This window comes from Actinosynnema sp. NPDC023658 (assembly GCF_040639995.1).
Taxonomy (GTDB): domain Bacteria; phylum Actinomycetota; class Actinomycetes; order Mycobacteriales; family Pseudonocardiaceae; genus Actinosynnema.
This window is the reverse complement of record NZ_JBFAAX010000178.1, coordinates 1-10888: the sequence shown is the minus strand read 5'-3', so window position 1 is coordinate 10888 and position 10888 is coordinate 1. Positions and strand designations below refer to the sequence as shown.

The following is a 10888-nucleotide window of genomic DNA, read 5'->3' as shown; positions in this document are numbered from 1 at the left end:
TGTGCCTCTGCGTCCAGCACGTCGCCGAGCACGGTGACGGGAGTGGTGCGCGCTGCGTGTGATGGGTTGCCGTCCCGCAGCGTGTTCACCCGGTAGATCAAAGGAGTCCCGTTCGGCGGGTCCGGGTCGACCACCTCGCTCGCGGTGGTTCTCTCGCTCAGCACGGTGTCGTCGCGGCTCACGCGGTACGCGATGCGTCCGGCCGTCGCGCTGCTCGGTTGCCACGTCACGACGACCCGACCTCCGCGCACCGACGCCGTCGCGGACGAGGGGGCGGCCGGACGGCACCGCTCCAGCGCGGTGTCGATCCGGTCGTCGACCAACGACTCGCGAAGGCGGTGATAGCCCGCCACGGCCGCTTCGACATCGGTCTGCTCGAGGGCGTGGCACCGTTCGAGCTCCGCGTCCAACTCGGCCAGCCGCTGCTCCAGTTCGGCGCGCCGACGTGGCCACTCGCCTGGCAGCCCGGGCTGCTGTTCGAGGATCGTCAGCGCGGCTCGCAGCCGGAGGTCGTGCACGGCGCGCTGGTAGTTCTCCTGCCAGCCGGGTTCCGCCGAGGCGGAGAAGCGGCGCTCGCACCACACCGCGTACGCGACCGAGAGCGGGTCCGGGCCGATGCCCAGCACCCGCAGCCGATCGGCCGTCGCTTTGGCGGCGTTGACCGCCTCGGCGTACCCGTAGGCGGCACGGTCCCCCAAGTGGTCAAGGACTTCGTGGCGCAGCACGTCGACGAGGCCGCCCTGCTCCAGCCATCCCTGGACCAGGCGCAGCAGCGTGGTCTCCGCGGCGCTGTCGGACGACCGCGAGACGCGGAGCTTCCCGCGCCGCTGCTCGAGGTGGTGCTCGGTCGTGGCCGGGCCGCCGAGGTCCGCGAGGTAATCCCACAGCGAGTCATACCGCAGCTGTGCCAGGTGACCGCGGGCATCCACCCACCGACCGGGTTCCACCGGATGGGGCAGCTCGACGGGTTCGCGCTCGTCACCGCCGCACTGCCGCAGCGCGGTCAGGACGGCGCTGCGGGGCAGTTTCAGCGTCCGCGCCTGTGCGGCCACCTCTGCTGCGGGCAGGCCGGGTGCGCCGTCCAACCGCGATCGGAGGGTGGCGGTGAGCTTTCCTCGCGCCGACTCGACCCGGGACCGGTGCGCCGTGCGCCGAGCCGGGTCCAGCAGCGTCTCTGTCGCCATCGCGTGCTGACCGCGCAGGATTTCGAGGGCACGGCGGAACGCGCGGTACTGCTGGTTGGTGAACTGCTTGCCCACCCTCGCCACCGCGGTTCCGATCGTGTCCCGATCGTTCACCTCAATGGGTAACAGGTAGACGCGGAACAGGTCCTCGTCGGGCCGCCAACCGTACTGCACCGGTTTGAGCACCTCGTCGACGAACCTGGCCTCGTCGAACCGCCAGGTGCTCACCGCTGGATCGCGGGCAGCGGCGCCCGCTTGACCTCTTCGGGCACCAGTCCGCTGATCTTCGCCTCCAGTTTGATCTCCTGACCGTTGGCAGCGGTCGCGGTGATGTGCAGGATGCCGTCCGACTCCAGGTTGAACGAAACCTCCAAGGGCTGGCCCGCAGGTCCCGGCGGCAGGTCCCGCAACGTACCCTCGACCAGCTCGAGGTTGTCCGGGAGTTCGTCGCTGAGCACGTCGGTGGTCGACTCGTAGACCGAGATCTCCACCTCCCGCTGCTGGTCGTGCGCGGTCTGGAAGGTGTCCTGCGGACGTGCGGGGATCTCGTCGTTCGGCTTGATCAGCCACGCCACCACCAGGTCGCTGTCGGACTTGCGGCTGTCGCGCAGGACCGCGATGCCGTAACCCTTCGACGTCACGTTGACGATCTTGGGCAGCGCATTTCCGCCCGGCAGGCCGCGTGATGGCGACTCCGCGCCCTGGGTCTCGGCGACGCTGTTGGCCGCGAACAGCGCCGCGCCCTTCGCGACGATCTGGTCGGGGTCGGTGAGCTGCGGGATCGGCAGGTCGGGGAATTCCGCGCGCAGGCGTTCCTTGATCGCGGGGGAGTGGGACATGCCGCCGACGAGCAGGAATTCGTCGATGCGGTCAACTCCCTTCGCCGCGGCGTGCCGCAGCACGTCCCGGATGAAGTCGAGGGTCTTGCCGATGAGGTCGGCGGTCGCCTCCTCGTACTCCGCGCGGGTGATCTCGATCTTGGCGCGCCGGCCGTCGGCGATCACGGTGGTGCCGTAGGTGTCGCGTCGGCTGAGCGCCTTCTTTGCCTCCTCGGCCAGCAGCTCGATGGACCCCGCCGCGTCGAGGTCGGTCCGCGGGTCGGAGTCCGGGTACTGCTCGGTGAACTTGTCGCAAACCAGGTCGACCAGCCGCGCGTCCCAGTCGGCACCACCGAGCTGATGGTCGCCGCCCGTGGCCACAACCCTGATCTCGGCTGATGAGACCTTGATGATCGTGACGTCGAACGTGCCGCCGCCGAGGTCGTACACGAGCACGCTGCGCTCGTCGCCCTCGGACATCAGGCCGTACGCGATCGCCGCGGCCGTGGGCTCGTTGATGATGTTGACCACCTGCAGGCCGGCCATCTCACCCGCGTCCCTCGTGGCCTGGCGCTCGGCGGCGCCGAAGTAGGCGGGCACGGTGATCACGACGTCGGCCAGCGGGCCGTCCGCCGGCACCTCGAGGCCCAGCACGTTCAGCGCGTCCTCGACGACCTGTCGCAAGATGATCGCGGAGACCTGCTGGGGATACAGCTCGCGGTCGTCGATCTCGACCGTGTACCCCTCCACACCCATGTGGCGCTTGATGAGCGAGACGACCCTGCCCGGCTCGCTCTTGAGCTCGTTCTTCGCGAATCTGCCCACCGCGACGTTCCCGCTGTGCTCGAAGAACACCACGGACGGTGTCGTCAGGTCGCCCTCCTGGTTGGGCAGCACGGACACCCGGTGGTTCTCGTCGAGAGAGGCGACGCAGGAGTAAGTGGTTCCCAGGTCGATGCCGAGAACAGGACGACGGGTCATGGGTTGTTGTCCTTCTTAGTGGGGGGTTTCCGGTCGAGGAAGTCGAGCGGCATGGACCGGCGCCGTGCCGGCGGCGTCTTGTCACCACCGCCTTCGCCGCCTTCGCTGTCCCGGCGAGCTTCGCGACCGTCGTCGCCGGCGTCCGCGCTTTTGCGGCTGTCAAGCAGCCTCTGGGCGAGGTGCGCGTGGTCGATGACGGCCGGGGCGTCGGCCTTGTTCGGTTGCACGGGTCCGTCCGCACGGACCGGGTGGCGTCTCCTTCGGTACAGCAGGAAGGCCAGCAGGCCGATCAATGAAACGGCGGCGAGGGCGGCGAGCAGCGCGTCCCGCCAGGGGAACACCGCGGGTTCGGGCTTGGGCAGTGCTTCGAAGGGGACGCCGCAGGCGCTGGCCAAGATGTCGTACAGGCGGCGCAGCAGGCTGGACTGCTCTCCGGTGAAGTAGTCCTGCTCAGTGCGCGTCCCGGTGATGGCAGCGAGGTTGGCATCCGCGCCGGGCGCCAGGTCGATGCCGACCGCGACCACTCGGGTGCCCGCGCGCTTGAGACGGTCCGCCGTGGCGACAGCCGCGGTCAGCGGGGTGTCCGGACCGTCCCGCGCTGGATCCCCATACGCGGTCGGCATCCCATCCGTGATCAGCACGACGAGGTCGAGGTCTTGCGCGGCAGCCGCGGCGAGCGCGGCGTCCCAGTTCGTCGCACCGCCGGTGCCCTCTCCGACGTCGAGGAGGTCGACGTCGTCCTTGAGCCGCCTCCTGCTGCTGTCGTCCGAAACGTCCACACCCGACCGGATGGTGCGGGCCTCCGTGCCGAATCCGATGATCGTGACCTTCGAGGGCTTGTCGCGCAGTGCGTCGACGACGTTCCGGGTGGCTTGCCGCACTTCACCGAATCGCCCCGACATGGAATCGGACTGGTCGATCAGGAGACCGACCGCCAACGGGCACCGCGCCGGCCATGGTGGATTCGTCACATCCTGTGCCGCTGTTGCCGGAGGTGCGAGGAGCACGACGGCCACGAGCGCCGTGGAAACTCGGCCGAGCATGCTGCTTCCCCACTTCGACTGGCGCTCGCGCTGTTCGCCTCAGCGCGGCGGGCAATGGCCCGGACTTCCGGGATAATGATTACCACAGTTCGATGGTCGTTCGCTGCCGGTTCCGATTTTGCCAACCGCAATTGTGCGGAATGACCCCGAGATCTTCCGCTGTACGTCGTTGATCGGAGTGATCAGCGACTTTGAGGCTCATCCGGGCGTTTATGAGTGTCACTCGGAACGAAGTGGGTCAGTGTGTCAGTGCTGTCACCGGCCTTCAAGGCGAAGGTCGGAACGGGAAGGTGGCTGCGGTGCCCGGGGTTCGTCGGCCTGGAGCCGCCTGCGTTTCCGGATTTCGCTGGTGGCGGTGGATTGCTGGACTTCTCGAGCCGGGTGCGCAGCCGCGCCGACTCCGCAGGCAGCGTCTCCAGGACCACCTCCTCGCGCCACCGTCGCAACCGGTAGACCGCCTCGATGGCCACCAGGTAGAACGCCGCGCCGGACAGCAGTCCCGCCCCGAACCAGATCGGTGCCGACCAATGCCGGTAGCCGGCGGCGCAGTACGTGGAGAGAGCCGCCACGGAGGTACCGATCGCGCCGCCGGCGAGCACCCCGTGCGTGCCGGTGATCCAAGGTGACGCGGCGCGCAGCCAGGTGGAACGGCTGCGGGCAACCGACTCGCGCATCCGGGCCAGGGCGTCGTCGATCAAGTCGAGGGCGAAGCGTGCTTGCTCGCGTTGCAGGCGGTTGGGCTGCGGTGGGAACTGGTCGAGGTGCCACGACACTTCGTTGAGCGCGACCACCACGCTCCCCGCGTCCACTTTCAACCGAGCGCGCGGCCAGGTGATCTCCACCCGCGAGGCGCGCAGCATCACCGCGCCGAATACGAGTACCGCCATCTCCAGGCCGCCGAACACCGCCATGCGCAGCTCCAAGCCGACCACCGGTAGCGTGCCGAGGGCCAGGACTGCTATGGAGGCGATCACCACGCCGATGAGAACCTGCAGCTTGGGGTTGTGCGGGACCGCGCCGTACTCGCGGTTCAACAGGTCGACGACGCGTCGTCCCCAGTAGGCCAGCACGCTCGTCCCGGCGACCACGAACAGCAGGAACACCGACGTGCCGGCCAACGCGATGAGCCACGCGGCCCGCTCGTCGGCCGGCCGCACGAGTGCGGTGATCACCGCGAACGGCAGCAGCGCTCCCACCGACCAGGCCACGGGCAGCTCTGCCCAGCGCCGCGGTGCGGGGATCACGAACTCCTCGGGGACCGGCAACACGACCGGCGATACGTAGTGCTCGACCTCCTGGAGTAGCAGCCGCACATCGCGCTCCCAGTGGCCGAAGTCGATCCGTCGCGACTGCTTGAGCGCGAGCGGCTGGATGTCTTCGGGAAGGCCGGCAGGGTCGGGCAGACCTGCTTGGTCGATCAGCACCGGCAGGACGTGCGTGCCGGCGTCCAATGCGGTTCTGATCTCGTGACGCACCCAGTCGATGCCGTCGGAGCCCATCCGTTGCGCCAGGTCCCGGGACCAGGTCCGGTGCAGGACGACGACCAGGAGTTCAGCGTTCGCCAGCTTGTCGCGCAGCGTGCTGGGGTAGTGCTCACCCCCTCGGATGCCCACGTCCAAGAACACCTGGTCCGCACCGAAGTGGCGACGGAGGCACTCGGTCATGGCCTCGACCACCTGCACGTGCGGCAACTTGACGAGCGTGCCATCCCTCAATTCGTTCTGCCGGTAGTTGACGAAGATGACCTCGTCCGGCATTGCAAGCCTCCTCGGCCGGCTCAGTGGGGTGCCCGCGCTGCATCGTGATCGGCGAGAAGAGGGGCATGACGGGTCGAGGACATGACGCCTGGTGACGCCCAGGACCCGCGTTACCAACGGTGGGTGGTCTCCTTGCGGATGCTTACAGCCAGCAGTCCGCAGACGCTGCCGGCATGCCGGATCGCGCCTTCGGCCACCAACTCCACGGCCTTGCTCAAGGGCACCCAGTGCACGTCCAAGTCGGCTTCGGCTGCTTCCCGGCTCGGCGTGCCGAGTGTCAGGTCGGTGGCCAAGAAGACGTGGTCGACGTGGTTGGTGAAGCTGTCCGCGCCGTTGACCTGGGCGATCGGCTCCCAGCGGAAGGCGCGAACGCCGGTCTCCTCTGCCAGCTCCCGCTCCGCCGCAGCGCGCGGATCGGCGTCGGAGGCGTCGATCGCACCTGCCGGCAGTCGCCACTGCCGGTCCCCGTGGGTGTAGATCCACTGCTGGGTCACCGCGACCCGGTTGTCGTTGTCCATGGCGACCACGGTGATGGAGCCCGGGGACACCACGTGGTGGTACACGTCGGGCTCGCCGTCCGGGCGCACGACGGTGTCTTCCCGGACCTCGAACCATGGGGTCGTGCGCACTGTGCGCGTGGTCAACCGTCGCCAGGTCGGGTGGTTCTCGCGGTCCATCCGTCAATCCAACACGGTGCGGCCCCGGATGGGAAAGACCCGCCCTCCGAAGGTCATTTCCCTCGACTATCGCACCACGGAGAACCGGCCGACCGGATTGGTGTGGGGAGGCCGCGGAACCGGTGTCCGGCTGCGGAGCGCAGGTCTTCGGGCGATCCGCCACGAGATGCGGTCGGAGGGCAAACGGCCCGCGGGGCATCAAGGCTCTGCGCTCCACCGATGCCGTGGTCGTGGCAGAGGTGCGGGCGCTCATGGACGGGTTGCGGTGCAGTGAACCGAATGGTGGATTTCCCCAGAACAAAATAGAGCCGGTATCACGACAGACGGGCCATTCCGTGACGTGCTCGGGCCAGTCGAGCGGCAGTCCGAGCACGTAGCTGAACATGCGCGGCTCCATAATCTTGCTCCATCCAGGAGAACCCGTTCGATGAATCACCGGTGTTGTCACCAGGATCAGTCGGGTCGAAAGGGTTCGCAAGTGGTTGTCGGTCACACTTTCCGGAGGAAACGGGAAACGCTACACCGGATCGTCGTGCAAGGCGGCGATGATCTCGACGTGCAGCTCACGGGCGGGTCGGTGGTTGTGCCTGCGCTGCACCGCCCAGGACAGGCGGGACAGCTGGCTGCGGACGGTCGCCGAGCCGAGCGGCCGGGCGGCTTCCAGCGCCTGCAACGCGGCCTCACACATCCGGTCCAGCTCACCCGCCGCCTCGTAGGCGAGGGCGAGTCGTGCGCCATGCAGTGCACGGGCCCGGCGGGCTTCCGGCTGGGCGCGCGACAGTGCGCGTTCGAGGAGTTCGGCCGCTTCCGCCGGGCGGCCGAGGTCGTACAAACACCAGCCCTCGACCACGGCGCCCAGATCGGCGATCGTCGACGAACCGAGCACCGGACCGCCAGGGCCGGCCTCCGACGACGACTCGTCAAGCGCCCGTTCGGCGTCGTCCAGCGCAGCGCGGCACAGCGAGTACTCGCCGCGCTGCGCATAGCCCTGTGCCAGCCGGTGCAGCGCCAGACCGCGGATGCGCGCGTCCACGTGCGGGTCCTGCCGTGCCCGCTGCGCCAGTTCGACCGTGCTGATCGCGTCGCCGACGTACATCGCCAGCTCCGCGAGCCGCACCAACGCGTACGAGGCGAGGCCCTGGTCGCCCGCGTCCACCGCGAGCGCGGCGAACTGCAGGGTCCGCTTCTTCGCCTCCTCCTGCATGCCCGCTTCCTGGGCCATCCACCCCATGTACTCCACCGACCGCGCCGCCAGCAGACCGAGCCGGCGTCGCGTTTCCGGGTTTCGCGCGCTACTCAGCACGACCTGCAGAGCCTGCAGTTGCGCCGTGAGGGCCGGAATGACTAATTGGGGTGCCAGGCGCTTGCCCATGTCGCGGATGGTGCCGAACTGGGTGCGCAGGAGTTGCTCGGTCGTGTCGTCCTCCGCGACGGCCTCGGCCGCGGTCCGGCTCACCCGCAGTTCCGGCACGTCCCACCGCAGCACGACGGGATCGTCCTTGCTCGCGGGGTCCGGCGAGTCGACGGGCACCAGCTTGCTCAGCGCGCCGTCGGCATCCAGGGCCGTGTCCGCCAAGCGTGCGAATTGGGCCGTCGGCTGCTTCATACCGGTTTCGATCTTGCTGATGTGACCCTTGCTGTAGTGGATGTCGCCGGACAAAGCCATGAGCGACTTCCCCGCGGCGATGCGCCGCCTCCGCAACTCGACGCCGAACACCTCGCTCTGGTGCATGCTCCACCTTCTCATCTACCTGTGTCCGGAGCCACCGTTTCCTGTTGCCCGCCGTGGCGACGATCGATCACCCCTGTCGGCCGGCGCGCCCCCTCGCAAGAGTGGGAGGGACAAGTCGAAGCGAGGAGGAAGCCATGGTCTCGGTCACCGGGTACGCACTATTGCGGTTCGTGGTGGTGGTGCTGGTGGTGGTGCACGTCCTGCGGACGGGCTTAATGGACACGGTCCTGGCCGATGCGTTGGCGGGAGCGCTGGTCAGCGCCTGCAACCGGCGCGGTTCCTCGCGCGTCGCGACCTGCCATCGCGCCGAGCCGGACAGGCGCATCTGACCGTGGTCGAGGTTCGTGAGCGCTCGGCGGGGGCGGCGCGATGCCGCCCACGGGATCCATGCCGTTCCCAGGTTGGTGATGTACGCCTACCTCGCGATCGCAACCAACCTGCTGGTGCCGGTCGCCGAATCGGACGCCGTTCGGTGTGTGTCGGTAGTCGAGGCCACCTGGGCCAAGTGGGCTTTCGACCAAGACCGCATCTTGGCGGGCGCCGGGACCTGACGCGCACGCTGCTGAAGCCCAGCGCGATCGCACTGCTTTCTGCGGTCGTGACCTCAGCTGCAGCGTTATGGTCACTGTGACCATTGGCTCTGTGTGGCGACTTGTACTCAACGCCAGTTCATGTCAGTATGACAATAAGCGCGGTGCCACGGCTGGGCGAGGGTTGCCGCCACACCACGCCCGACCTGGTCGAACGTCTCGCCGGTGTCCGTTGCCAGGGCACCCCGATCGTGTTGGAGTGAGAATCGGTGAACGTCATCATGACCGCACTGGACGTGGAACACGCGGCTGTTCTTGAGCACCTGGAAGACGTGAGGCCGCATCGGCACCCGTCCGGCACCGTGTTCGACGTCGGTGTGGTGGCGGGCCATCCGAGGCATTCAGTCGCGCTGGTGCTGACCGGGCCGGGTACCACTGCCGCCGCGACGCTCACCGAACGGGCCAACGCGGTGTTCGGTCCCGCCGCCATGGTGTTCGTCGGTGTCGCCGGCAGCCTGCGGGATACGCTCGCCATCGGCGACGTCGTCGTGGCGACCAAGATCTACTCCTACCAGGGCGGACGCAGCGATAAGGACGAGTTCCTGGTACGTCCCTCCGCCTGGTCCGTCTCGCACCGCCTCGAGCAGGAGGCCAGGAGGCTGCGGCGTGGGGACGCCTGGTACTCGCTCCTCTCCGGCGGGGTCGAAGGTGCTCCGCCGGCCGTCCACTTCGATCCGATCGCGGTGGGCGACGTCGTGCTCGATTCCCGCACTTCGGAGCTGGCCCAAAGGCTGCGCACCTCTTACAACGACGCGGTGGCCGTCGAGATGGAGGGCTCCGGGTTCGCCCACGCCGCTCACCTGGGCAACCAGGTGCACGCGATGGCGGTGCGCGGCATCAGCGACCACGCCGACGGGCGCAAGGCCAAAGCCGACCGCGCGGGCGGGCAGCGGCTCGCGGCCCGAAACGCTGCGGCGTTCGCCATTGCCCTGATCACCGCGCTCGAATCCGACGACGGCGTCCGTGTCGGCGAGGAGCCGCCACCAGCGACCCCGGTTGTCCACAACACCAACACCGCGCGGGACAACGCCCATGTCGGGCAGCAGATCGGCGTCAACTTTGGTTCCAGCAGGAGGTTCCGATGATCGAGGACTCGTCCGGCATCGACGTCGACAACCAGAACGTCGCATCCGACAACGCCTACGTCGAGCAGCAGATCGGTGTGCAGTACGTGGAGAGCGTCTACCACGACGCCACCATCTATACCGTCGACAAGGCGGACAGGCCCGAGCGTCGGCACGAGGTCGCGCTCGCGTACCTGGCCGGGGGTGTTCCGCGACGTGCCCAGGAACTGCTCGGCGAACTCGTCTTCGGGGGCGACCCGTCGACCGAGCGAACCTACTACTACGTACTGGCATTGCTCAGCGAGCGTGGATTCGGAGATCTCACCGCGGACCTGGTCGCCGGTATCCGCGACGCATGGAAGATCTGTGATTCGTTACCCGAGGACAAGTGGAAACGGGCTCACCGCGTCGTGTGGGAGATCCTCGACCACGTCCGTTCGGCTGACGCGGAACGGACGTTCACAGCGGTGGCCGCGTTCGGCAGGCTCTCCGCCGAGCGGCAGGAGGAGATCAGCAGACACCTGTCCATGCTGGTCGACGGTCTGGTCGAGCAGCAGTTGAACGCCGAGCGGAAGCATCAGGTCGGCGCTGAGCGCTTCTCCGGGAACCGCGTCGGCCGGGCGAGCAAGTTCTTCGAGCCCGATCCTGCCCCACCCACCCGGTACGAGCCTCGGATGCTCCTGCGGGAAGCCAAGGACCGCCGGCCTGCGGTGACCGGAGGCGTGGTCGCGGTTCTGGCATTCGCCAGCCTGTTCTTCGGCTCGATGTCGTTCTCCTTTTGGGGAGGGGTGTTGCTGCTGGTGACGGGTTGCGCCGTTATGGCCCGTTACGGCATCGAGCACACGGTGCACTTGTTGAACCTGGCTCTTCAGCGCGACACTGCGGAGATCGAGGACGAACAGGCCGGCCCCACGCCCGTCGACAAGATCATCGAACGCTGCTTCCGCGAAGCGCGTCCCGAGTACGCCAAGGACTGGCCGCGATACGCCGTCGGATATCGAACACGCCTCAAGCAGCGCTTCAACGCCCAGCTCCGGGGCAG

Annotated in this window: 9 protein-coding genes and 1 pseudogene; 4 read left to right on the top strand and 6 right to left on the bottom strand. The window is 68.1% G+C overall.

Translation table 11 applies throughout. The features are described 5' to 3' along the window. From AB0G02_RS19480 to AB0G02_RS19455, 6 genes are all read right to left on the bottom strand, one after another. A partial coding sequence (locus AB0G02_RS19480) for a hypothetical protein (protein WP_360796129.1) occupies positions 1-1412 on the bottom strand: 1412 nt, incomplete at its 3' end. Then, positions 1409-2983: an Hsp70 family protein gene (locus tag AB0G02_RS19475; RefSeq protein ID WP_360796126.1), complete on the bottom strand. Its 1575-nt coding sequence runs from the start codon at positions 2981-2983 to the stop codon at positions 1409-1411. The genes AB0G02_RS19480 and AB0G02_RS19475, both read right to left, overlap by 4 nt. Beyond that, positions 2980-3999 carry a vWA domain-containing protein gene (locus AB0G02_RS19470; protein ID WP_360796123.1) on the bottom strand — a complete coding sequence of 340 codons (1020 nt, stop codon included), beginning with the start codon at positions 3997-3999 and terminating at the stop codon, positions 2980-2982. Before AB0G02_RS19470 ends, AB0G02_RS19475 begins: the two co-directional genes overlap by 4 nt. A gap of 209 nt (positions 4000-4208) precedes the next feature. Further along, positions 4209-5783 (bottom strand): TIR domain-containing protein, encoded by a 1575-nt coding sequence (locus AB0G02_RS19465; protein WP_360796120.1) that lies wholly within the window; start codon positions 5781-5783, stop codon positions 4209-4211. 110 nt (positions 5784-5893) lie between these two features. Beyond that, on the bottom strand, positions 5894-6412 hold the full coding sequence (locus AB0G02_RS19460; protein ID WP_360796117.1) for an NUDIX hydrolase: 519 nt from the start codon (positions 6410-6412) through the stop codon (positions 5894-5896). Positions 6413-6977: 565 nt separating this feature from the next. Then, positions 6978-8192 carry a helix-turn-helix transcriptional regulator gene (locus tag AB0G02_RS19455; RefSeq protein WP_360796114.1) on the bottom strand — a complete coding sequence of 405 codons (1215 nt, stop codon included), beginning with the start codon at positions 8190-8192 and terminating at the stop codon, positions 6978-6980. Positions 8193-8326: 134 nt separating this feature from the next. Here AB0G02_RS19455 and AB0G02_RS19450 point away from each other — a divergent pair, with 134 nt between their 5' ends. The 4 genes and pseudogenes from AB0G02_RS19450 to AB0G02_RS19435 form a co-directional block, all read left to right on the top strand. Beyond that, a complete protein-coding gene (locus tag AB0G02_RS19450; protein WP_360796112.1) occupies positions 8327-8521 on the top strand; it encodes a hypothetical protein in 195 nt (64 codons plus the stop codon). 78 nt (positions 8522-8599) lie between these two features. After that, positions 8600-8743, top strand: coding sequence for a hypothetical protein (locus AB0G02_RS19445; RefSeq protein WP_360796109.1), 144 nt, complete (start codon positions 8600-8602; stop codon positions 8741-8743). A 248-nt stretch (positions 8744-8991) separates the two neighbouring features. Then, positions 8992-9867, top strand: coding sequence for a 5'-methylthioadenosine/S-adenosylhomocysteine nucleosidase (locus AB0G02_RS19440; RefSeq protein ID WP_360796106.1), 876 nt, complete (start codon positions 8992-8994; stop codon positions 9865-9867). Next, positions 9864-10888, top strand: a pseudogene (locus tag AB0G02_RS19435) (hypothetical protein); the annotation flags it as partial. The gene AB0G02_RS19440 and the pseudogene AB0G02_RS19435, both read left to right, overlap by 4 nt.

Excerpts from the sequence above, each read along its gene's own strand:
- AB0G02_RS19475 (WP_360796126.1), bottom strand. The coding sequence starts at position 2,983 with ATGACCCGTCGTCCTGTTCTCGGCATCGACCTGGGAACCACTTACTCC.
- AB0G02_RS19465 (WP_360796120.1), bottom strand. The coding sequence starts at position 5,783 with ATGCCGGACGAGGTCATCTTCGTCAACTACCGGCAGAACGAATTGAGG.
- AB0G02_RS19455 (WP_360796114.1), bottom strand. The coding sequence starts at position 8,192 with ATGCACCAGAGCGAGGTGTTCGGCGTCGAGTTGCGGAGGCGGCGCATC.
- AB0G02_RS19450 (WP_360796112.1), top strand. The coding sequence starts at position 8,327 with ATGGTCTCGGTCACCGGGTACGCACTATTGCGGTTCGTGGTGGTGGTG.
- AB0G02_RS19445 (WP_360796109.1), top strand. The coding sequence starts at position 8,600 with ATGTACGCCTACCTCGCGATCGCAACCAACCTGCTGGTGCCGGTCGCC.